Genomic DNA, 22,822 nt, shown 5'->3' with positions numbered 1-22,822 from the left:
GCACGACCCATGGGCCAGGACGTTTTCCTATCATTGATGAAACAGGCACTGATGACCGTGCTGATGCTCTCCGCGCCGGCGTTGGGTGTGGCAATTATCGTGGGCTTGAGCGTGGGCCTGTTCCAGGCGTTGACGCAGATCCAGGACCAGACCCTGCCGCAGGTGGTGAAGCTGGTGGCGGTGTTGCTGACCATTGTGTTCCTCGGCCCGATCCTCGCCGGGCAAGTGGCGGAACTCGGTGGCCAGGTGCTGGACAACTTCCCGATGTGGACGCGCTGACCGCCCATGGATGCCAGCCTGACCGCGCAGTTCCTGGAGGTCGCCTACCCAGTGATCAGCTCCGCCTCGCTCGCCGCCTGCCGCGCCATGGGCGTGGTGGTGATCACCCCGGCGTTCAACCGCCTTGGCCTCACCGGCATGATTCGCGGCTGTGTGGCCGTGGCCATTTCCATCCCGATGTTTTTCCCGGTGTTCGAAGCGCTGACCTCGATGCCTGAACACGGCAGCGTGTTTATCGCCGGGTTGCTGATCAAGGAGTTCCTCATCGGCATTTTGATCGGCCTGCTGTTTGGCATTCCGTTCTGGGCCGCTGAAGTGGCGGGGGAATTGATCGACCTGCAGCGCGGCTCGACCATGGCGCAACTGGTGGATCCGTTGTCGTCCGGGGAATCCAGCGTGATGGCGACCCTGCTCACGGTGATGTTGATCACACTGTTCTTCATGTCCGGCGGGTTTATCCTGATGGTCGACGGGTATTACCACAGCTACCAACTCTGGCCGGTTACCTCGTTTACACCGGTATTTGCCAGTTCGGCATTGCTGGCGGTGTTGTCGATCCTTGATCAGATCATGCGCGTCGGCGTGCTGATGGTCTCGCCGTTGTTGATCGCGCTGCTGGTGACGGACCTGATGCTCGCCTACCTGTCACGCATGGCGCCGAACCTGCACATCTTCGACCTGTCGTTGCCGGTGAAGAACCTGTTTTTCACGATCCTGATGGTGATCTACATCGGCTTCCTGATCCCCATGATGCTTGATCAACTGGCGGAGTTTCGCGGCACCGTCGAACTGCTCAAGACCCTGGCTGGCATGGAGTAGCCCATGGCCGATACCAGCGAAGAGAAATCCCAGCCGGCCACGGACAAGAAGCTCCAGGACGCGCGCAAGAAAGGCCAGGTCGCCAAGAGCCAGGACCTGGTGTCGGGCATGGTCATCCTGTTCTGCACGCTGTGCATCTCGATCCTCGCGCCGCGGGCCAAGGCCCAAGTCACGGCGCTGATCGACCTCACCGCACAGATCTACATCGAGCCGTTCGCCACGGTGTGGCCACGGGTACTCGACCATGCCGAGCAACTGGTGATCGGCATCACCTTGCCGGTGATGGCGGTGACCACTGGCGTGGTGATCCTGACCAACATCATCACCATGCGCGGCTTTGTGTTCTCGGTGGACCCGATCAAGCCCGAGTTCAAGCGCATCAACCCGGCGGAGGGCATGAAAAAGATCTTTGCCCTGCGCAACCTGGTGGAGTTCATCAAGGGCCTGATCAAGGTGCATGTATTGGCGATCGCGTTCTATGTGGTCGGCAAGCATGCGTTGCAGGCCTTGATGGAGTCGTCGCGTTGCGGCGCCGAGTGCATGGAATCGACCTTCTTCCTGGTGCTCAAGCCGCTGGTATTCACCGTGCTCTGCGCGTTCATCCTGGTGGGCGGGGTGGACGTGATGATGCAGCGCTGGCTGTTCGGCCGCGACATGAAGATGACCCGTAGCGAGACCAAGCGTGAACGCAAGGACATCGACGGCGACCCGTTGATCAAGAGCGAACGCCGGCGCCAGCGCAACGAGATGCAGGCCTTGGCCACCAAGCTGGGCTTGAACCGCGCGTCGATGATGATCGGCACCACCGACGGCTGGGTGATTGGCGTGCGTTACGTACGTGGGGAAACGCCGGTGCCGGTGATCGTCTGCCGGGCCTCGCCGGAAGAGGCGCTGTTGATGTTGCAGGAGGCCTATGACCTGGGGATTCCCCATGCGCCGGACAAGGCACTGGCCGCGGAGATTGCCCGCAAAACCGTGCCCGGCGACCCGGTGCCGGATGCATCGTTCCAGGCAGTGGCGGATTGGTTGGTGGCCGCGCGGTTGATTTAGGCAGTGGCCGGGCTACGCTTGTTGAACGCTTTTGTTACAGAGGAAGTATCTGCTCGGCAGGAGCTGAGGTTGTATCTGTCAGCGTAATGAACGGTGGGGTCGACGGGAGATTACCGTTGCTCCGCCTCCAGCGCTCAAGGGAGTTTCACCATGACAGATACAAATCGTGAATTGATTCAAAAATGGGCTGACCTCTGGTCTGGCCCCTCCAAAGCCGATTTTCTCGGGATTTTTTCAGAGGCTACTGTCTATGAGGACAAGGCCGCGGGGCTAATCATGCGAGGACGGCCCGAGCTGGGTGACTTCTTCGTCCTGATTAGAAAGGCCTTGCCCGATTTCAAGGTTATCAGCGACTTGATCAGCTTAGGCGAGCATGGTGGGACGATCCAGTGGCATATGACGGGAACCCATGAGGGGGAGCTGTTCGGCCATGGTGCCTCACACAAGACGATCAATGTCGATGGTTGCTGCGTGATCAGGATCAAGGGCGGTGAGATCGTGAAGAGCACCGACTACTACGACATGAAAACGTTGTACCGGCAGTTGGGTTTTGACAAAAACTGAGGGTTTCCCAAAGCCGGGCCCCATGCTGCAGGGCCCGGTGTGTCGGGCTTCAGGGCTTGTCTACATCGTGGTATTCACCGCCATACCCGTCGCCGACCCGCCAGATGATGTCGTGGTTGTCATTGGTCCACTCTGACGGCTTCAGAGAATACTTGTAGTCTTCCGAATTGCGGTTATTGCCATCGCCGATGTAATCCGGGTGATCACGCCGATGATCGCCGCCACGGATACTTGAGCGCGCATCCCATTCTTCCTTGCGGAAATCAAAGATGCTCTGGTCCTTCGGCGCATCACGCTGGCCCCAGTCGGACAGGTAAGTCTGCAGCCATACATAAGCTTCATCGCCATTGGGCTTGAGCAAGCCATCCTGCTTGAAATCCTGGATCTGGTCCCAGTTCTGCATCGAGACCTTGTGCAGCTTGTGTGACTGTACGGTGCTGAGAATTGCGCCGACAAACGACAACGCGCCGGAAATCAGGAAGCCCACCGGCCCGAGGAACGGGATGATGCGCCCCGTGACGCCGAGGGTGGTAAGCACACCGCCGCCGGCCGCGACCAGGCTGCTCACGCCACCGGCCATCGACAATGAACCGGAGGCGATTTTCACCGGGTCTTTTTCGCGCACGCCGTCACGCAGGGTGAAGGCCGCCTGCACCACGCTGATCACGCCACCGGCCACGTCGGTGGCCATGCCGATCACCTTGATCGCACTGCTGGCGAACTTGGCGCCAAAACCTGCACCGGCCACGCCGCCACGGCTGGCGATGCCTTTTTCGATGCCTTCCTGGACCTTCTTCGCGCCTTCATCGCTCCAGCCGCCGCTGTTGAGCACCTTGCCGACATCTTTGCCGTCGTCCATGGCCTGGTCGACGATCTCGAAGTACTTCTTCTGCACGGCCTCGGCGTCCTTGGGCAGGGCGTGGTAACCCTCGCCGGGCTTGGCCCACAGGTCGGGCAGCGAGCGGTCGAAGCCCATCAGTTTGTAGGCGTTGGTACCGCGCAGCTTGTCGTAGACCTTAAGACCCAGGGTGGCGAAGTGCGAGCCGGTGCCGAGGAAACCGAGGAAGTCGTTGGCAATCCCCAGGCGTTTCATCGGTGTGTCGGCCAGCTTGCCGCCTTGCCCCGCCAGTTGATAGACGATGCGGCCCATGCCAATGGCGCCGCCCACCGAGCCGAGCACGCCGTTGTCCTTGAGGAAGGTCAGGTTCTTCACGAACGAACTGCGGTTCTCTTCGCTGAGGCTTGGCATGATCTCCTTGCTCACGGCGTGTTCGATGTCACTGAAGCTGATCACGCCGTTTTTCTGCCAGGTATCGCCGAGTGAAATCATCGCCTTGCCGAAGTCGGCAGCAGCGCCTTTGTCCTTGAGCAACTGGTCGACGAACTTGGAATACACCGCCAGCGCCTGGCGCGGCAGGCCATCGGCGCCGCCCTTGAGCATGGACAGGATGGCCAGGGTGTTGTCGGTGGTGGCCAGTGCGGTGTTGTCGTCGCTGATCTTGCTCGGGTCGTCCATCAGCTTTTCGACGGCGTCGGTGTAGCCGTCGATCTGCAGGTTCTGCAGGAAGTTGTCGGCCTTGGCCGGGTCGATGTCGGCCAGCGCCGTGTAGGCGGTCTGGATTTCCTGAGTGGCCAGCTCGGTCTTACCCTCGTCCTGCAAGGCCTTGATGTATTTGGTGAAGTTTTCAGACGAGGTGCTGTCGATCAGCTTCTGATGCACCTCGTCGACTTTGGCCTGGCCGCCGTCGACCTTGCCCAGGGCCGCATCGTGGTTGGCCTTGATGTCGGCCTGGATAGTGGAGTCGCCCAGCAGTGCGCTGATGGTCTTGTCGATGGATTTGGTGTCGAAGATGTTGTCGCGCACATCTCGCGAGGTCACGTCGATGGGCGTGGTGGCGATGCCCTGGTTACCGAAGCCATGCTCGGGAATGATCGACATGCCGTTGTCGGCCATGCTCTTGGCTTCCACCGCGCGCAGGAATTTGGCGCGCGGGTCATCCTTGCCGATGCTGCCGTCCTTGACCCCTGCGCGGTAGCTGTCCACCAGGGTTTTCATCGACAGGTCCTGCACGCTCAACGGGTTGCCGCTTTCGTCTTTTTCAGTGGTGGCGAGGTTGTCGACAGACACGTCCTTGAGCGGTGGCAAGCCGTTGTCGGCGCGCAGTTTGTCGACGTCGGTGGTTTGCTGGGCGATGTCGGTGCGGTAGCCGGAGATCTGCTCGAACATCTGCGGGTTGGTGTCTTCGCTGACAACGATCTTCTCTTCGGCACCACCCGGTTTGTGTTGGGTGAAGGCGATCAACCCAGGGCCGTAATCGCCCACGCCGCCGACGCTCATGATGTCTTCGGTGGATGCCAGGTAAGCATCCGGCTCGGCCAGGCTGTAGCCGTCACCCTTGGCCTTCTCGATACCGGCCAGGCTCTGGCCCTTGGTGGTGTAGGCCGCAAAGGCTTCGGGGGTAATGTCCTTGGACACCACCCGCAATTTGCCGTCGGCGCCGTTGACCACCAGGATGCCGTCCATGGGCGCATCGACCTTGCTGATGTCACCGAGTTTGAGGCTGGCTTCGTCCTTGCGCAGCAGTTCCTGGCCGGGCAGGGACTGCGCATTCTTGATGTAGTCGAACGCTGGGGTGCCTTCGCTTTTGTGCACCGCATGCAGGAAGGTGTAGAGGCTGCTGCCGGCATTGGGGTTGGGGTTGCTCAGGTCTGCGCCGGGCTGCGGCAGCGCAGCTTCGGACTGGCTGATCATGTATTTCTTGCCTTGGTGTTCGAACAGGATTACCCCGGATTTCGGGTCTTCTGACACCACTTTGAGCTGGCTGAAATTCAGGTCGCCGGGCAGGCTGGTGACTTCTTCAAAGCCCTTGGCCTTGCCGTCGTTGAGCACTTCCTTGGTCACGCCGGCGCTGTTGTAGCTGGCAAAGGCCTCGGGCGTGAGTGTTTCGGAGATCACCAGGGTCTGGCCGTTTTCCATCTCGACCTTGACGACGCCGTCCTTGGCTTCGCCGACCGATTTCACATTGGCCAGGCGCACGGTGGGGTCGTCTTCGCGCAATAGCTGTTGATCGGGGTTGCCCAGGGCTTCACGGATTGCCTTGCCGGCCGGAGTGTCCTGGGTCTCGGCCAGGGTGTGCAGCAGGTCGTAGAGCGGCGTGCCCTCGTTCGGCCCACCCTGGTTGACCGGCGCCACGGCGTGTCCGAAGTGCAGGCCCTTGAGCAGATCGAAGCCTTCCTGGACCTTCTCCGCGCCCTCGCGGGTGATCTTGAGTTTGCTGCCGTCCTGCTCGAAATAGATCACCCCGGCGTCCTTGTCTTCGGACACCACCTTGAGTTTGTCGATATCCAGCTTGGCGGGCAGGGCGGTGGCTTCCTTATAGTCGTCCGGCTTGAGCTGCTTATCGCCGGCCCCGGTGGCCGCCAGGGTCTTGGCCTTGTTCAGCGCCGCATCAAAAACGCGCTCCGGTGCACGGGGTTCACTGACGCGGGGCGAGGCGGCTTTCTCGGGTCGGTTGATCATTCTTCAGTCCATGTGAGTGGGGGCGCACGAGGACTCGATACTAGGCGGAGGCGGGGGGTGAAAAGGCGGTTTTTGGCAAGATCGCACAAGCTTTCACAGCTGTGAAATGACCTTGTCATGTTCGGCGAGTAGCGAGGTTTTCCCTGGGGTGAGCGGGCTTGTTGGGGTGATCGGGGCAAGCCCGCTCACCACAGTGTCAGGCCATACGAATAGTTGCCGCGTGCTGCTCTCAGTGAGTCGCGAACGGCATCGGTGCGTAACAGCAGCGTCATCTGCGCCTCGTCGATCACGATTTCTGCGACGATCAACGCGCAGATCAGCGGCGCGGTCACGAACCAATGGCACCAGCATTGGGTCGACAACGATACGAAAACCCCGATGATCCACAGCGCCAGCACCCACTTTGGCGCGCGCTGTTGCAGCGGCACCCAGAACCGTTGCAGCCGTTTCAGGCGGGCCGTGTGCTGTCGCAGTGACTCTTCAAGGAGTGATAGGGAAGGGCTCATGTTCACACTCGCTAAGTTATCCGGGCACGAAGGGGAGGGGGTTGCCCAGCCACGACAGGTTGATGCGTTCAACTTCTATCCAATGTCCGTTTTGAGGGGCTGTGACACAGCTTTTGAACGCAATGCAGATGCATTCGGCGTCCAACAGGACAAAGCAGCGATAGCGTTGTGTGGTTCTGAACAGCGTTGAAAAGATGCGCATGGCGGGCCTGGCTTGCTCAAAGGTTCCAGCTGAGTTCGAACAGCGTTCCACCGTTTTTCATTTTCCGACACGTCACGGCGCCACCGTGGGCAATGGCAATCGCGCGCACCACCGCCAGGCCCAGGCCGCTGCCGCCCTGGGCGCGTGAGCGAGAGTTCTCGCCGCGCTGGAAAGGCTCGAACAGGTGCGTTGCAAAGTCCTCATCAATGCCAGGACCATCGTCGCGCACCCTCAGGTAGTGGACGCCATCACGCGTGCTCAGGTGCACGTTGACGTTGCCGGGTGTCGCGTGTCGACGCACGTTGTCCAGCAGGGCCAGCAAGGCCTGGCGGATGCGCGCGGGGTCGCAGCGCAGAATGCGGCGCTGCAGGTCCAGTTGCAGCTTGAAGCCGGCGGCGACCAGGCTCGGTTCGAACAGCCGTACCTCTTCTTCAATTCCGGCAGCCAGGTCGGCGTCTTGCACATTGATTTCAAGGTAGCCGCTGTCACCCAGGCCGACCACACGCAGGTCCTCGATCATCCGCGTCAGCCCTTCGACTTGGCCGAGCAGGCTATAGAACTGCGCCGTCTCCGGCTCGAAGACACCCTCGGCCAAACCTTGCAGACGGCCGCGCAAGATGGTCAGGGGCGTGCGCAGTTCGTGGGCAATCGCTGCATTCCAGAACGCCTGTTCCTGGGCCATGCGTTTCAAGCGTTTGGCCATGCTGTTGAAGTCATCTACCAGGATGGCCGCTTCGCCGATGGACTGGTCGCCGGCTACGGCCTGTACATCGAGATCGCCGTCGGCCAGTTTGCGCAGGTTCTCGGCCACCGAGTTCAACGGCATCAGGATGCGCCGTGACAGCTTGGTGGCCACGAAAGCACCGACCGCCAGGCTGACGCAGGTGGTCAACCCCATCCATGCCCATTCGGCATTGGCCGGCATCCACTCATCGACCTGCTCGTCCGGAAGTGGCCAGTAGGTCCAAAGCAGGGCATAGAACACATAGGAACCGATCACAGCCAGGGCGATCACGCACAGCACCACGACCGACATGGACAGGATGATCTGGCGGCTCAAGCCATTAAAGATCTTCACGCGCCACTCCCGAACCGGTAACCCACCCCGCGAATGCTCGCCGGCACGCCTTGCAGCCCGAGGTCTTCGATCTTGCGGCGCAACTTGCTGATATGGCTGTCAACCGTGCGCTCCAGGCTGTCGCTTTCCGGCGAGCACAGCGCCAACAATTCGGCGCGGCTGAACACGCGTTTCGGTGCACGGGCCAACTGCGCCAGTAATTTGAACTCGGTGACGGTCAGCAGCAGCGCCAGCATGTTGCCTTCGATGTTCACCGTGACCTGATGGCTTTCGATATCGATTTCAAACCCATCCACCCGCAACACGTTGGCGCTGACACCGGATGTGTAGTTGACGGAGCGCCGCAGTACCGCCTGGGTACGTGCCACCACTTCGGCCGGGTTGAATGGCTTGACGATGTAGTCGTCGGCACCGATACGCAGGCCCATCAACTTGTCCATGTCCTGGTCTTGCGCGGTCAGCATGATCACCGGTGTGTTGCCGCGATGACGCACCTCGGCCAGCACCTGCCAGCCATCGACATGGGGCATCAGCACATCCAGCAGCATCAGATCCGGCTTGAGGCTCTGATGCAGTTCCAGCGCACGCCGGCCATCGAGGGCGTGGGCAGTACGAAAGCCGCTGCGTTTGAGATAGGCAATCAGGATGTCCGCGATCTCGGGCTCGTCTTCGGCAATCAGCACCAAGGCCTGGGTCTCTCGGACGCTGTTGGGCTGCGGTGTCGATGCGACGGGGTAATCGTTCATAGTCTGCTCGGTGAATAGGCCTTGTTGTGGAGGCCGCGCCATGGCCACGCTGTCAGGTGTTGATCATAGCTTCTGGGTGAGGGCGCCCAACATCTGGTTGGCGGTGGAAATCACTTTGGAGTTCATCTCATAGGCCCGTTGCGTGGTGATCATGTTGACCATCTCTTCAACCGTGCTCACGTTCGAAGTCTCCAGGGAGCGTTGCAACGTGGTGCCAAAGCCGTTGAGCCCCGGCGTGCCGACCTGGGGCGCGCCGCTGGACGCAGTTTCCAGGAACAGGTTGTTGCCGATTGCCTGCAAACCAGCCGGGTTGATGAAGTCGGCGGTCTGCAGGTTGCCGATCACTTGCGTCGCGGGGTTGCCGGCCACAGTGATGGACACCGTGCCGTCCTGGCCGACGGTGAAGGTCTTGGCGTTGTCCGGCACCACAACGGCTGGCTCCAGGGCGAACCCGCTGGCGGTGACCACCTGCCCATTGGCGTTCAGATGAAAGGTGCCGTCACGGGTATAGCCGAGGGTGCCGTCCGGCTGCAGCACCTGGAAAAAACCCCGGCCATTCACGGCCAGGTCCAGCGGTTGCCCGGTGGTCTGCAGGCTGCCGGCGCTGAAGTTCTTCTGGGTGCCGACGATCTGCACGCCGGTGCCCAGTTGCAGTCCTGACGGCAATGCACTGTCTTGCGTCGATTGCGCGCCCGGCTGGCGCTTGATCTGATACAGCAAGTCCTGGAACTCGGCACGATCGCGTTTGAAACCGGTGGTCGAGACGTTTGCCAGGTTATTGGAAATGGTCGTCAGCTGGGTGTCCTGGGCCGACAAGCCGGTTTTTGCGACGTACAGGGCTGGAATCATTGGGTTCTCCGCGTGACCCGTTCGATGGGGCACTGTGATGAACCTGATTGTGCACAGCCAACGTGCGCATTCATGGGAGGTTTTGTGGAGGAATGATGGAGAGGGACGTTTTTTTCCGGTCAGGCTCATTCAAGCCAGGCTCGATCAAACCCGCCACGCCACGCTCGATGACTTCCGGGTAGCTGTGCTCGGCATCCAGGTTGGTCAGAACCACCACCGTCAGCCTGTCGTCGAGGTAGCGCGAGATAGAGGAGGTAAAGCCTTGCCAGGAGCCGCCGTGCTCGACCACGGGGTGCCCGTTGATCGTGCGTATTTCCCAACCGAAACCATAGCCTTGCGCACGCTGTTTACCGGCGTAGGGGTAGGGCGTCCACATTTTTCTCAGTGAGGCTTTTTTCAGCAGCGTTTCATCGTAAAGGGCACGGTCCCAGCGCTCCAGGTCGCGTACGGTGAAGTAGAGCGTGCCGTCTGCGGTGGCGTTGAACGTCGGCGAGACCCATTCCTGGTTCCTCAACACACCGTCCACCTTTTCGTAGCCCGAGACACGGTTGGGCACAAGGTCGAGGTCTGAGATGACGCGCGACGAGGTCATGCCCAACGGTGTGAAAATACGTTGCTGGAGAAACTCGCCATAGGGCTGCCCGCTGACGCGATGGATCAGGATACCGAGCAACACGAAGTTGGTGTTTTCGTACGCCCAGCCTTCGCCCGCCTTGAAGTTGATCGGCAGTTTGGCAATGGCCGCCGTCAGTTGCGCGTCGGTAAAGTCCTGGCGGATATCCAGCGGTGCGCCGGGTTTTTGCAGCTCAGGCGTGTCATAGGCCGACAGCCCGGACGTGTGGGACAGCAGGTTGGCTACTGTAATTGGCGCCCAACTGGCCGGCGCTTCGGGAAAATACTGCCGGATGCTGTCATCCAGGCTGACCTTGCCTTGTTCCACCAGCATCATGACGGCGGTAGCAGTGAAGGATTTGCCCACCGAACCGGATTGGAGAACGCTGTCCGCGCTCATGGGCACATCGAGTTCCACGTTCGCCAGGCCATAGCCTTTGGCGAGGACGGTGTGGCCGTTTCGATAGACACCCAGGGCAAGTCCCGGCAACTGCTGGCGGGTCATTTGCGAGGTGACATAACGGTCGATGGCCGAGAGCTGTTCGGCCGTGAGCGGCGTTGCAATCGCCAGGGGCGCCGACATCAACAGGAGGCTGGTCGCAAGAGTTCGGAGCATGGAGACCTCTAAAACGTTGTCGATGTTTTGGGAGGCGCCAGTGTGCACAAGGGGGGTGGAGTTTTACGGGAGGTTCGATGGAGGGGGCGTGGAGCCGATGGGGAACGCAATCACAGGGAGTGGACGAATTTCACATACACCTGCTCAGGGTCGTGGTCGTCCAGGTTGTCAATCTGCCCGCTCGGCACGAATCCAGCCTTTGCAAACAACGCCTGGGCTGCGGTGTTTGACGCATTGGTCGAAGCAAACAGCTTGGGCGTCTTGCATGCCGCCTGCGCCGCTGCCAGCAACCGCAGCGCCACACCTTGACGCTGATGCGCCGGCGACACGACGACCAGCGCCACAAAGCCATGATCGAAAAAGTCATGGGTCAGCACCAGGTAACCGGCGCATCGGCCGGCGATGTCGACGGCAACCAGACATTGTTGGCGAACCACTGCGTCATGGATGAACACGCGGCGATGGGTGTGGGCGGTTGCGTAGGCGTCCAGTTGGATCAGGGCACGCACGTCGTCGGGTGTGGCTTGGCGGATAATGTTTATCGAGCATGTAGGCACAGGAATACCTTCACTGATTGGGTTTGGCTTTTGATTTGGTCAGTTTGGGTGTGCCAAGCACTCGATTCAACTCGCCAGCGAGCGCTATCAACTGCTGCTCCAGTGCTTCGACCTCGCCAGGCCCAATGCCATCGTTAATTATTTGTAGGGTTTTGGTCTTTTTCGTCGATGTAGGCGTGAGGTTATGCGTGCCTTGGGGGAGCAGCGCCTGGCGCAACAGATTATTGATCACTGTTTGATAGCCCGTACCGGCATTTTCCGCACGCTCGCGGGCGGCTTCAATTACTGCATCATCTAACATGATCGTGATGCGGGTCTTGCCCTTGGTACTGGCAACCGCGCCGCGTTTGCCGGTACTGAAATTGTATTCGTCTTGCATGGTTCAAGCCTCCACATACTGGTGTCTTTCATTTTTGGATGCGAGCCTGGCACTGATAATGCGCACAAAGTTTGGGTCACGGTAGGTGTAGACCACTACTAAGACCCTTCCTTTTGTACCAGTACCCATGATTACCCATCGCTCCTCGTTGTGATCATTGTCTTGAATGGTCAGAGCCGCTTCGTCGTAGAACACCGATTCCGCGTCGGCAAGGCTGACGCCTTTGTGCTTCTGCTGATTTGCAATGCTTTTTGCCTTGTCATATTGAATCCTGAAAGTTTTCATTATGCATACTTTATATGTATATAAAAGCGATTGGCGAAAGTGACAGTAAGGGCGGAGGTTTAACTCATAAGGGTTCTTATTTGGATGCACAGTGCCCTCATCTATCCGTGAGGGTTCGATTGTGCTGAGGCTTCGCAGGTATGTCCGTGCGTAACCGGTGATCTGTTAAGTAGCCAGGTTCTGATTCCGCCGTCAGATGAGGTCCCATGTCGATATCAGACCAATCCCCGCCGCTCCCAGGCTATTTTTGATGAACTCAGGCCGCGTAAGGTGACCCATCATTAGGAAATGATGATCGCCTGACTCTTCAGTCAGTACACCTTGACGTCGATCACCGAGAACAACAAAAACAATGAATAGCCTGAATTCCAACGATACCAACGGCCAGTTGGCGCAAGGCTTCAAGCCGCGTCATGTGACCATGCTTTCCATTGCGGGCATTATCGGGGCGGGGTTGTTTGTCGGTTCCGGGCATGCGATTGCGGCGGCGGGGCCGGCGGTGCTGCTGGCTTATCTGTTCTCCGGCACGCTGGTGGTGCTGGTGATGCGCATGCTCGGGGAGATGGCGGTGGCCAACCCCGATACCGGGTCTTTCTCGACCTATGCCGACCAGGCCATCGGGCGCTGGGCCGGGTTTACCATCGGTTGGCTGTACTGGTGGTTCTGGGTGCTGGTGATCCCCATCGAGGCCCTGGCCGCCGGGCATATCCTCAGCCAATGGTTCCCACAGATCGACGCTTGGCTGTTTGCCTTGTTGTCGATCTTTTTGTTGGTGGTCACCAATTTGTTCAGCGTGTCCAAGTACGGCGAGTTCGAGTTCTGGTTCGCCATGGCCAAGGTGATCGCGATCATTGGGTTTATCGGCTTGGGCTTTGCGGTGCTGATGGGCTGGATTCCCGAGCGCGAGGTCAGTGGGTTGAGCCGCTTGATGGAAGAACACGGCGGTTTCGCGCCCAACGGGCTGTCGGCGGTAGTCGGTGCTTTCATCACCATCATGTTCAGTTTTATCGGCACTGAGGCGGTCACCATCGCGGCGGCCGAGTCCAGCAACCCGGCGCAGAACATCGCCCGGGCCACGCGCTCGGTGATGTGGCGCATCGGGGTGTTCTACCTGTTGTCGATCTTCGTGGTGATTTCCGTGGTGCCGTGGAACGACCCGTTGCTCGCCTCGGTAGGCTCTTATCAGCGCGCCCTGGAGCTGATGAACATTCCGCACGCCAAGCTGCTGGTTGACGTAGTGGTGTTGATCGCCGTGGCCAGTTGCATGAATTCCTCCATCTACATCGCCTCGCGCATGCTGTTTTCCCTGGGCAAGCGCGGGGATGCTCCCACGTTGATGAAAAAGACCTCGGCGGCGAGCGTGCCGAGGGCGGCGGTGATTGCCAGCACCATTCTGGGCGCAGGCGTGACCCTGTTCAGTTACTTCGCGCCGGCCGGGTTGTTCCAGTTCCTGCTGGCCAGTTCGGGCGCCATCGCCTTGCTGGTTTACCTGGTGATTGCCGTGTCGCAGTTGCGCATGCGCAAGATCCTGCGACAGCGCAACGTCACGCTCACCTTCCAGATGTGGCTGTTTCCCTGGCTGACCTGGCTGGTCATCGCGTTCATCTGTGCCGCATTGACGGTGATGCTGGTCACGCCTGAACACCGTTTTGAAGTGTCATCCACCATCGGCCTGGCCCTGATGATTTCCCTGGTCGGCTTGCTCACCGCGCGGCAGCCCGAACGTTCACAAAAAACCGTGGCCGCAGCCTCACCGCCATGAGTGGCCGCCCCGTAAGCAGCATCGTGTTCCTGCTGCTGGACCAGTTCACCTTGATGTCACTGGCCTCGGCGGTCGAGCCCCTGCGCATGGCCAACCAGCTCTCGGGCCAGGAACTCTACAAGTGGCACACCGCGAGCCCGGACGGCAATCCCGTGTGGGCCAGTGACGGCGTGCCCATCACGCCGGACGGTTCGATACTCAGCGTGCCGTCCGCCGACATTGTGATTGTCTGCGGCGGCATCGGCATCCAGGGCACCGTGACCGGTGAGCTGGTCAAGTGGCTGCGCAGCCAGGCGCGTTACGCCAAGCGACTGGGCGGTATCTGTACCGGTAGCTTTGTGTTGGCGCGGGCCGGTTTGCTGGATGGCTATGAATGCAGCGTGCACTGGGAATGGTTGGCGGCCATGCAGGAGGCGTTTCCACGGGTGACCGTCAGTTCCAGCCTGTTCAGCCTCGACCGCGACCGTCTCACCAGCTCGGGCGGCACGGCGCCCCTGGACATGATGCTGCACCTGATCGGCCGTGATCACGGGCATGAGCTGTCGGCGGCCATCTCCGATATGTTTGTGTACGAGCGCATCCGCAACGAGCAGGACCACCAGCGCGTGCCCCTCAAGCACATGCTCGGCACCCAGCAGCCCAAGCTGCAGGAAATCGTCGCGTTGATGGAGGCCAACCTGGAGGAACCGATCAACCTGGATGAGCTGGCGGCGTATGTCGCGTTGTCCCGCCGTCAGCTTGAGCGCATGTTCCAGAAGTACCTGCACTGTTCGCCGTCGCGCTACTACCTGCGGCTGCGGCTGATCCGGGCGCGGCAGTTGCTCAAGCAGACGCCCATTTCCATCGTGGAGCTGGCTGTGCTTTGCGGCTTTGTGTCCACGCCGCACTTCTCCAAGTGCTACCGCGAATACTTCGGTGTGCCGCCCAGCGACGAGCGCTCCGTCACCGACAGCGAGCGCTCCATCGTGCTCAAGCCGGTGATGCATGCGTTGCCTACGCCCGCGCCCATGAACGTGTTGGAGCAGGCGCGGGGCGAGGCAACGTTTGCCAGCGTGAAAAACCTGAAGCCCTGACCTCAGCGCATGTGCAGGATGATCGGGCTGCTGCTCGCCGGGTCGGTATGCCCGCGCAACTTGCCCACTGCTTTGGCGTCAACCGCGCCACCGTTGTTGCCCCAGGTGCCGCGCACGTAGCTGAGTACCTCGGCGATTTCCGCGTCGGACAATTGCTCACGAAACGCTGGCATGCGGTATGCATCCGGCACGCCGGCCGCGACTACGCGTTGCGAGCCGTTGAGGGTGATGTTGATCGCCGACGCGCTTTCTTTCGCCAATGCTGACGTGGCGCCGGCCAGGGGCGGCATCCACTCGGGCTGGCCCTTGCCGTCCAGACCATGGCAAGAGGCGCAGCGGGTGGCGTAGGTGTGGGCGCCGGGGGCGTCTTGAACCGCCGCCACCGCCTGATACTGCCAGGGTGCGCCGTCGCGCTGCGGGTCGCCAGGCAATGACTTGAGGTAGCGGGCGATGGCCGCCAGGTCGTCGTCCTGCATGAACTGCGTGGAATTGTTGAAAGCCTCGGTCATCGAACCGTAGACCACCGCATGGGCGTTGCGCCCGGTCTTGAGGAACTGCACGATCTGCGGCTCCGTCCAGCGGCCCAGCCCAGTGTTGGGGTCCTGGCGCAGGCTCGGCGCATACCAGCCGTCGAGCAAGGCGCCGGCGAGGAACGGCGCGCCGGATTCATCCAGGGCTTTTTCATTGAAGGCCAGGCCACGCGGCGTGTGGCAACTGCCGCAGTGGCCGGGGCCTTGGACGATGTAAGCGCCACGGTTCCACAGTGCGTCCTGGTTGGGCTTGGCTGCATAAGTCGCGGTGGGCGCGAACACGCCGTTCCACAGGGCGATGGGCCAGCGCATATTCAGCGGCCACGGAATATCACTGGGGATATTCGGTTGGTTGGCCGGTTGTATGCCCTGCATGAAAAACGCGTACAGCGCTTTGATGTCGTCATCGCTGAGTTTCACGTAGGACGGGTAGGGCATGGCCGGGTACAGCCGACGGCCGCCCGGTGCTACGCCATGGCGCACTGCACGGTCGAAATCGGCCAGGCTGTAAGTGCCGATGCCGGTCTGCTTGTCCGGTGTGATGTTGGTGGCGTGGATCGCCCCCAGCGGCGTAGCCATTTCCAGGCCCCCGGCAAACGGCGCCTTGCCCGCCAGGCTGTGGCAGGCCACGCAATCGCTGAGGCGGGCGACATACTCGCCACGGCTGACCAGGGCGGGGTCGAAGGTGGCTTTCGCCTGTTCCTGTTCGAACGGCGTAGCCGGTTCACGGGTGACGTACCAGGCCAGCAGGCCTGCGGCGACCAGGCAGGGCAGCGCCAGCCAGCCTGCGGTTCTTGCGAATCGACGGTTGTTCATGGGCATTTCCTGAAGGTCAGCTGAAAGTGTGTCGGCTCAAAGGCAGGCTGCGCACGCGCTGGCCGGTCAACTGCGCCACCGCATTGGCCACGGCCGGAGCCACGGCAGGCAACGGCGGCTCGCCGATACCGCCCATTTTTTCGCCACTCTCGACTATCCGTACATGCACCCGTGCCATCTGCGCGGGCGCCAGGATCGGATACAGGTCGTAGTTGCGCGCCCGTGGCTTGCCGTCCACGTACACCGCTTCTTCCAGCAAGGTCTGGGACAAGCCCAACGCCACGGCGCCATTGACCTGTGCCTCGACAATCGCCGGGTTGACGATGCTGCCGGGGTCGATGGCCTGCCAGATATCGTGCACCCTGACCTTGCCGTTCTCGATGGACACCTCAGCGATCGCCGCCGTGTGGGAACCGAATGGCGAGGCCATGGCCACGCCGCGAGCGCGTCGAGTGCCGTCCTCGGCGGTGAAGGGGCCGCGCTTCCAGCCACCGGACAGTTCACCCGCCGCTGTCAGCAAGGTGGTCAGCCGTGGGTTGTCGCGCAGCAGATGCAGGCGCAGCTCATAGGGATCATGCCCGCCCTTGTCCGCCAGCTCATCAAGGAACGACTCGTAGAAAAAATCGTTAAGCGAATTGCCCACCGAGCGCCAGTAACCGAGCAAGGGCGCGCCTTTGACGTAGATCTGCGCGATGCGTTTGTTGGGGATGGCGTAGGACTTGCCCGACAACCCTTCAACCGCCGTAGGGTCGATTTTATCGCCCTGTTTGCCGGCGAGGGCTTCGGTCGGGCCTTCGGTCGCACTGACGGCTTCAATGGCGACCGGCAGGCCTTTGTCATCCAGCGCGGCGCGGAACTTGACCACTGCCACCGGGCGCAGCACATCGCGCAAGAACTCTTCTTCACGACTCCAGATCAGCTTGACCGGACGGCCCACCGCCTTGGCCAATGCAATGGCCTGCGGATAAGGGTTGGCCGAGTCATACAGGAAGTGCCGGCCGAAAAATCCACCGAGTAACGGCGAGTGCAGGTTGATTTGCGCAGGGTCGAGGCCGGTGCGCTTGGCGATGTCGGCGCGGAACATGTCCGGGGCCTGGTTGGGCAGCCAGATGTCCAGCGTGCCATCCGGGTTGAAGCGCGCCAACGCAGAAGGCGGCTCCAGTTGGCCGTGGTTGAGGTATTGGTTGTGATACGTCGCTTCGAGCTGGGTCTTGCCACCTTTCAGCGCGGCGGCGACGTCACCTTCGTTCTCGTCGTCACGGGCCGGGCCTTGCTGGGCCGCGAGGAACTCGAAGTGCTTGTCGCTGGAGAAGTCCGCCGGCATGACGCGCAACGTCGAGTCGGCGGCGGCTTCCTGCCAGTCGACCTGGATCGCTTCTACCGCACGCTTGGCGTGCCACCAACGTTCAGCCACCACCGCCACCGCGCCGGGCAGCACGTGCACCGAATGCACACCTTTCATGCCTTCGACCTGAGGCTGGTTGCGCAGGCTGCCGACGGTCATGCCCAGGCGTGGCGCGTGCTGGACGGCGGCGTGAAGCATGCCGTCGACTTTCAGGTCGATGCTGTAGAGCGCCTTGCCGGTGGATTTGTCGTAGGCGTCCAGGCGTTTGACCGGCTTGCCGATCCAGCGGAATTGGCTCGGGTCGCGCAGGGTGATGCTGGCTGGATCGGGCACGGGCATGTCGAGGGCGCTGCTGGCCAGCTCGCCATACCCCAATGAACGACCGGACGCTGCGTGCACCACGCGACCAGGCTGGGTGGTCAGTTCGCCCACCGGCACGCCCAATTGTTTAGCGCCAGCTTGCAGCAACATCGCGCGGGCCAGGGCACCAAGGCGGCGCATGGTCGGGTAGCTCATGCGCACCGACATGCTGCCGCCGGTAATGCGCAGGCCGTTTTCCATCACCACATAGGCTTCGCCGGGCGGGGCGGCTTCGACGATAAAGGTGGCGGGATCGGCATCCAACTCTTCGCCGACGATCTGCGCCATGGCGGTGTGGGTGCCTTGTCCGCCTTCCATGAACGGGCTGAGCAGGCGCACCGTACCGTCCGGGCGAATCTCCAGGAACGCCGGCACCTGGGTGCCGCGTTCAGCGGTGGTGGCGGCTTGCACCCGGCCCGAGCCCAGGGGCAGGCCAAAACCAATCACCAGTGCGCCCACCGCCGTACTCGCCAGAAAACGGCGACGCGACAGGTTGACCGGTGCATCAAGCAGTTCGTCGAGGATACTCATCAAGCGCCCTCCTGCTTGGCCAGGGCGTCGACCGCCGCGTGGATGGCGTTATAGGTGCCGCAGCGGCACAGGTTGATCATCGCCGCGTCGATCTGCGCCTTGCTCGGCGCGGGGGTGTGCTTGAGCAGCGCAGTGGCCGCCATCACCTGCCCGGACTGGCAATACCCGCATTGCGCCACCTGATGCTCGACCCAGGTCGCGACCACACGCTTGCCCACTTCATCGGTTTCAATCGCCTCGATGGTGGTGATCTCACGCCCGACCAAGGCGGCCACCGGCGTGACGCAGGAGCGCACCACATTGCCGTCCACCAGCACCGAACAGGCGCCGCACTGGGCCAGGCCGCAGCCGTACTTGGTGCCGGTCAGGCCCAGGTCATCGCGGATCACCCACAACAAGGGCGTGTCTGCGTCGGCATCGACCTGATAGGCCTTTTGGTTGATTCGTAATTCCATGGCTCACCTGCTGATCAACGGTAGGTGCGGCCTTTTTAGTGATGAACGCAGTGGCCGCTTATTGTCGAACTCTAGACCAGAGTGCAAGGGGGCAGATACCCGGTGGTCGACAAATCGGAGGATCGGGCAAGGATTCAACAGGATCGGGTGAAAGCGCTGTAGACAAGGCTATACGGCGGTTTTGCATCAGGCGGAGCTTGCTCCCGTTGGACTGCGCAGCAGTCCCATTTTTGGGGCCGCTTCGCGACCCAACGGGAGCAAGTTCCCTCGCCACAGGTAAAGTGTTCGCCTTTAACTGACTGGCATTAGGGCTGGCCCGCTCCCATCTGTTTTAGTTGTGTTTCAGGCATTCGATAGAGCGGTCCACCGTGGTCTTGGCGATTTCCAGCAGATGCCACACCGCCAGGATCTTCGCCCGCTCAGGGCTTGCCAATTGCTCACCACAATCGAGTGCGGTGGCCGACGCGCTGTCGAGCAGGCTGGCGGTGTAGAGCAGGGCGTCTTCGAAGCTGAGGTCTTCGTTGACCGAGTGGAAACCTTGGGTGGGCAGGTAATGGTCGATGGCGCGGTTGAAGGCGGCGCGGTCTTTTGCGGGGTCGATGGGGGGATCGGGTAGGACTTTATTCATGGTGTAGTTCCTCGTGTAAATAGGAGCCAACACCTGTCGCGACTAAACGATGGGTGGCGGCTGTACGCAGGTTAGTCGACCGGCCACAAGGAAATCCGGCGCACCCGAAGGTGCCCTGCGCACAGCCACCATAAAACTACATGTGACCGTGCGCCTTGTGTCATTCCGGGCGACTAAACCCGATCACTGAATAGGCAGTGACGGACCGCAGACTAGCCACCGATTCCAGCAGGCACAAGGCGGCAGGGATTGTCTAGGAAACGTCCTGCAATTAAAAGCGATGCGCCTTGCTGGCCCTTTACAAACCATGACAAAACGCCACCCTACGGACTCAAGCCTTACACAATATCGTCGATCAAAATATGCGGCTGCCCGCGACTGCACCGCTCGATCCGCGCCTCGACCTTGTACACCTCGCGCAGCATTGCCTCATTGATCACCTCATGGCTCGGCCCGCTGCCCTGGGCGGTGCCGTCGGCGATCACCAGCACCTGGTCGGCAAAACGCAGCGCCTGGTTCAGGTCGTGCAGGGCGATGAACACAATCACCTCCCGTTTGCGTGCCAGGGCCTGCATGAAGTTCAGCACCTGCACCTGGCGATGCATGTCGAGGGCGCTGGTGGGTTCGTCCATCAGCAACACGTCGGGTTCGCGCACCAAGGTCTGGGCGATGGACACCAGTTGTTGCTGGCCTCCGCTGAGTTCACCGAGGTTGCGAAAGGACAGCTCGGTGATGCCCAGGGCGGTGAGGATTTCATCGACCAACTTCAGCTCGTCATCATGCACCGTCCAGCCGGGTGCTAGCTGCTTGCGTGCCAGCAAGACGGATTCATACACCGTCAAGCGGGCGCTAGCGTTCAGGCCCTGGGGCATGTAGCTGATGCCTTGGAGGCCTTTTGCCGAATCCTGCAGGATCACCTGGCCCGGTCCGTCGATCAGCCCGGCCATGCGCTTGAACAAGGTGGATTTGCCGGCCGCGTTGGGCCCGACCACCGCCACCACTTGGCCGCCGACAAAACGGGCGGTGGTCACGCCGCGGATGATGCTGCGTTGCCCGTAGGTGGCGCCGAGGTCCTGCAACTGAATGCTTACCATGGGTTTTTCTTCCCGCTCAGGATCAGGGAGATAAAGAACGGCACGCCGATCAGTGAGGTGACCACACCAATCGGGAAAATCGCACCAGGGATCAGGGTTTTGCTGACCACCGAACTGGCCGACAGAATCAACGCGCCGGTGAGCAGTGAAGCGGGCAGGAAGAAGCGTTGGTCTTCGCCAATCAGCATGCGGGCGATGTGCGGACCGACCAAGCCGATAAAGCCGATGGTGCCGACAAACGCCACCGGGAACGAGGCGAGCAGGCTGACCATGATCAGCGTCTGGAAGCGCAGGCTGCGCACGTTGATGCCGAAACTGGCGGCCTTGTCGTCGCCCAGGCGCAGGGCGGTCAGGGCCCAGGCGCGTTTGGCGAAGATCGGCAGGGTGATCAGGATCACCAGGCAGATCACGCCAAGCTTGGGCCAGGTGGCCTTGGTCAGGCTGCCCATGGTCCAGAACACCACGGCCGCCACGGCTTGCTCGGTGGCGAAAAACTGCACCAGCGCCAACAGCGCATTGAAGGTGAAGACCAGGGCAATGCCGAGCAGCACGATGGTTTCGGCGGTGACGCCACGGCGCAGGCTCAGGAAGTGGATCAGCAGTGCGCACAGCATCGCCATGATGAACGCGTTGACCGGCACCATGTACTGCGCCGCCAACGGAAACAGTGCCACGCCGAACGCCAGTCCCATGGCCGCGCCAAAGCTGGCGGCGGCGGAAAGCCCGAGGGTGAACGGGCTGGCCAGCGGGTTGTTGAGGATCGTCTGCATCTGCGCCCCGGCCAGGGATAACGCCGCGCCGACCGCCACCGCCATCAGCGCGACCGGCAGGCGGATATCCCACATCACCACACGCACCTGGGGCGCCGCGCTGTCCGGCGACAACAGCGCGCCGAGCACTTCACTGAGGCTGTAGCGCGCCGGGCCGAGGGCCAGATCCAGTAACACACTGCACAGTAACAGCAGGGTCAGGATGACCAGGATCAGGCGTTTGCGCAGCACCAATTGACGGTAGGCAGTCATGGCTTGAGGCTCACGAAGTAGCCAGGCGCGTAGGGCACCGGCAGGAATCGTTCATGCAACTCGCGAAATGCGGCTTGCGGGTCGAGGTCGGCAAACAGCGTCGGATGAAACCATTTGGCCAATTGCTGGATCGCCACGAACTGATACGGGCTGTTGTAGAACTGATGCCAGATCGCGTGGAAGGCCTGGGTCTGCTGGGCCTTGATCCCGGCGTAGGCCGGGCGTTGGGTGTACCACGCCAGCTTGTGCCGGGCTTGGTCCATGTCTGCGCCAGGGCCGACGCCCACCCAATGGCCGCCCGGCGCGAAAGCCTCCCAGTTGGCGCTGGTGACGACCACCTGGTCCGGGTTGGCCACGATCACCTGCTCGGGATTCAGTTGGCCAAAGGTGCTGGGGATGATGCCTTTGGCAACGTTGTTGCCCCCGGCCATCTCGACAAAAAGCCCGAAGTTCTCATCGCCGAAACTCAGGCAACAATCGTCGGTGTAGCCGCCGATGCGCTCGATGAACACGGCGGGGCGCTTGGGTTGCTGCGCGGCAATCACCTCGGTCACGCGGCGGATCTGCTGGTTGCGGAACGCGATAAACGCCTCGGCCCGGTCTTCCTTGCCGAACAACTGGCCGAACAGGCGCATGGTCGGCTCGGTGTTAGTCATGGGCTGGTTGCGAAAATCCACGTACACCACCGGAATGCCCAGGGCGTCGAGCTTCTCGATGTAGCGCGCGTCCTCGGTGGCGTGTTGCGCCTCGATATTGAGGATGATCACGTCGGGCCGCTGGGAAATCGCTTGTTCGATGTCGAAGGTGCCGTCTTCAAAACCGCCGAAGGTGGGGATGTTGGCGATTTCGGGGAATTGACGCAGGTAGGCGTTGTAGGTGTCCGGGTCGGACTGGATCAGGTCCTTGCGCCAGCCGACGATGCGCTCGATGGGGTTTTGCGTATCCAGCGCGGCCACCAGGTACAGCTGGCGGCCTTCACCCAGAATCACCCGCTGCACCGGCAGGTTGACCTTGACCTGGCGCCCGAGCAAATCAGTGACGGTGGTGGGCGCCGCCAGCGCAGGCATGCCCAGCAACCCGGTGAACAACAGTGCCGCCAGAACGTGGCCGCATCGAACAATCGAACGCATCATGTGAGCCCTTG

General features: G+C 61.3%; 22 protein-coding genes. 6 read left to right on the top strand and 16 right to left on the bottom strand.

Annotated features, from left to right (window positions below):
- The first annotated feature begins 9 nt into the window (after window positions 1-9).
- From HX793_RS00570 to HX793_RS00555, 4 genes are all read left to right on the top strand, one after another.
- Window positions 10-279, top strand: a complete 270-nt coding sequence (locus tag HX793_RS00570) for an EscS/YscS/HrcS family type III secretion system export apparatus protein (protein WP_016978390.1) — start codon at window positions 10-12, stop codon at window positions 277-279.
- A 6-nt stretch (window positions 280-285) separates the two neighbouring features.
- Window positions 286-1,098 (top strand): type III secretion system export apparatus subunit SctT, encoded by an 813-nt coding sequence (gene sctT, locus HX793_RS00565; protein ID WP_016978389.1) that lies wholly within the window; start codon window positions 286-288, stop codon window positions 1,096-1,098.
- 3 nt (window positions 1,099-1,101) lie between these two features.
- Entirely contained in the window at window positions 1,102-2,148 is a 1,047-nt protein-coding gene (locus tag HX793_RS00560) for an EscU/YscU/HrcU family type III secretion system export apparatus switch protein (protein ID WP_177002859.1), read from the top strand.
- A 150-nt stretch (window positions 2,149-2,298) separates the two neighbouring features.
- Window positions 2,299-2,712 carry an ester cyclase gene (locus HX793_RS00555; protein ID WP_016978387.1) on the top strand — a complete coding sequence of 138 codons (414 nt, stop codon included), beginning with the start codon at window positions 2,299-2,301 and terminating at the stop codon, window positions 2,710-2,712.
- A gap of 49 nt (window positions 2,713-2,761) precedes the next feature.
- Here the strand turns inward: HX793_RS00555 and HX793_RS00550 are convergent, their stop codons facing one another.
- The 9 genes from HX793_RS00550 to HX793_RS00510 form a co-directional block, all read right to left on the bottom strand.
- Entirely contained in the window at window positions 2,762-6,232 is a 3,471-nt protein-coding gene (locus HX793_RS00550; protein ID WP_177095419.1) for a hypothetical protein, read from the bottom strand.
- Between the two features lie 185 nt (window positions 6,233-6,417).
- On the bottom strand, window positions 6,418-6,738 hold the full coding sequence (locus HX793_RS00545) for a hypothetical protein (RefSeq protein ID WP_016978385.1): 321 nt from the start codon (window positions 6,736-6,738) through the stop codon (window positions 6,418-6,420).
- 218 nt (window positions 6,739-6,956) lie between these two features.
- Window positions 6,957-8,018 (bottom strand): ATP-binding protein, encoded by a 1,062-nt coding sequence (locus HX793_RS00540; protein ID WP_177050627.1) that lies wholly within the window; start codon window positions 8,016-8,018, stop codon window positions 6,957-6,959.
- Window positions 8,015-8,764, bottom strand: coding sequence for a response regulator (locus HX793_RS00535; RefSeq protein WP_177050625.1), 750 nt, complete (start codon window positions 8,762-8,764; stop codon window positions 8,015-8,017). Before HX793_RS00535 ends, HX793_RS00540 begins: the two co-directional genes overlap by 4 nt.
- Window positions 8,765-8,827: 63 nt before the next feature.
- Window positions 8,828-9,613: a flagellar basal-body rod protein FlgG gene (flgG, locus tag HX793_RS00530; RefSeq protein WP_122684294.1), complete on the bottom strand. Its 786-nt coding sequence runs from the start codon at window positions 9,611-9,613 to the stop codon at window positions 8,828-8,830.
- A gap of 70 nt (window positions 9,614-9,683) precedes the next feature.
- Window positions 9,684-10,841 (bottom strand): serine hydrolase domain-containing protein, encoded by a 1,158-nt coding sequence (locus HX793_RS00525; RefSeq protein WP_177095417.1) that lies wholly within the window; start codon window positions 10,839-10,841, stop codon window positions 9,684-9,686.
- 110 nt (window positions 10,842-10,951) lie between these two features.
- A complete protein-coding gene (locus HX793_RS00520; RefSeq protein ID WP_177061228.1) occupies window positions 10,952-11,398 on the bottom strand; it encodes a GNAT family N-acetyltransferase in 447 nt (148 codons plus the stop codon).
- Window positions 11,399-11,408: 10 nt separating this feature from the next.
- Window positions 11,409-11,777: a BrnA antitoxin family protein gene (locus HX793_RS00515; protein WP_016978378.1), complete on the bottom strand. Its 369-nt coding sequence runs from the start codon at window positions 11,775-11,777 to the stop codon at window positions 11,409-11,411.
- 3 nt (window positions 11,778-11,780) lie between these two features.
- Window positions 11,781-12,062, bottom strand: coding sequence for a BrnT family toxin (locus tag HX793_RS00510; RefSeq protein WP_177061230.1), 282 nt, complete (start codon window positions 12,060-12,062; stop codon window positions 11,781-11,783).
- A 352-nt stretch (window positions 12,063-12,414) separates the two neighbouring features.
- Between HX793_RS00510 and gabP the strand changes: the two genes are divergently transcribed.
- Both gabP and gbdR read left to right on the top strand, forming a co-directional pair.
- A complete protein-coding gene (gene gabP, locus HX793_RS00505) occupies window positions 12,415-13,824 on the top strand; it encodes a GABA permease (RefSeq protein WP_177095416.1) in 1,410 nt (469 codons plus the stop codon).
- Complete coding sequence (gene gbdR, locus HX793_RS00500) at window positions 13,821-14,897, top strand: choline metabolism transcriptional regulator GbdR (RefSeq protein ID WP_016978374.1); 1,077 nt, start codon at window positions 13,821-13,823, stop codon at window positions 14,895-14,897. The genes gabP and gbdR overlap by 4 nt, the downstream gene beginning before the upstream one ends.
- A gap of 2 nt (window positions 14,898-14,899) precedes the next feature.
- Here the strand turns inward: gbdR and HX793_RS00495 are convergent, their stop codons facing one another.
- From HX793_RS00495 to HX793_RS00465, 7 genes are all read right to left on the bottom strand, one after another.
- Window positions 14,900-16,243 carry a c-type cytochrome gene (locus tag HX793_RS00495; RefSeq protein ID WP_177095414.1) on the bottom strand — a complete coding sequence of 448 codons (1,344 nt, stop codon included), beginning with the start codon at window positions 16,241-16,243 and terminating at the stop codon, window positions 14,900-14,902.
- Window positions 16,244-16,259: 16 nt separating this feature from the next.
- Window positions 16,260-18,479, bottom strand: a complete 2,220-nt coding sequence (locus tag HX793_RS00490; RefSeq protein ID WP_177095412.1) for a xanthine dehydrogenase family protein molybdopterin-binding subunit — start codon at window positions 18,477-18,479, stop codon at window positions 16,260-16,262.
- Window positions 18,479-18,934: a (2Fe-2S)-binding protein gene (locus HX793_RS00485; protein WP_033903091.1), complete on the bottom strand. Its 456-nt coding sequence runs from the start codon at window positions 18,932-18,934 to the stop codon at window positions 18,479-18,481. The genes HX793_RS00490 and HX793_RS00485 overlap by 1 nt, the downstream gene beginning before the upstream one ends.
- A gap of 331 nt (window positions 18,935-19,265) precedes the next feature.
- Entirely contained in the window at window positions 19,266-19,562 is a 297-nt protein-coding gene (locus HX793_RS00480) for a DUF6124 family protein (protein WP_016978361.1), read from the bottom strand.
- A gap of 338 nt (window positions 19,563-19,900) precedes the next feature.
- Complete coding sequence (locus HX793_RS00475) at window positions 19,901-20,656, bottom strand: ABC transporter ATP-binding protein (protein WP_177095410.1); 756 nt, start codon at window positions 20,654-20,656, stop codon at window positions 19,901-19,903.
- Window positions 20,650-21,678 carry a FecCD family ABC transporter permease gene (locus tag HX793_RS00470; RefSeq protein ID WP_016978358.1) on the bottom strand — a complete coding sequence of 343 codons (1,029 nt, stop codon included), beginning with the start codon at window positions 21,676-21,678 and terminating at the stop codon, window positions 20,650-20,652. Before HX793_RS00470 ends, HX793_RS00475 begins: the two co-directional genes overlap by 7 nt.
- Entirely contained in the window at window positions 21,675-22,808 is a 1,134-nt protein-coding gene (locus HX793_RS00465; protein ID WP_177095438.1) for an ABC transporter substrate-binding protein, read from the bottom strand. Before HX793_RS00465 ends, HX793_RS00470 begins: the two co-directional genes overlap by 4 nt.
- Between the last annotated feature and the right edge of the window lie 14 nt (window positions 22,809-22,822).

The sequence above is a fragment of the Pseudomonas reactans genome (assembly GCF_013387025.1).
Taxonomy (GTDB): Bacteria; Pseudomonadota; Gammaproteobacteria; order Pseudomonadales; family Pseudomonadaceae; genus Aquipseudomonas; species Aquipseudomonas reactans.
The sequence above is the reverse complement of the archived record's forward strand: the minus strand, read 5'-3'. Positions and strand labels throughout refer to the sequence as shown.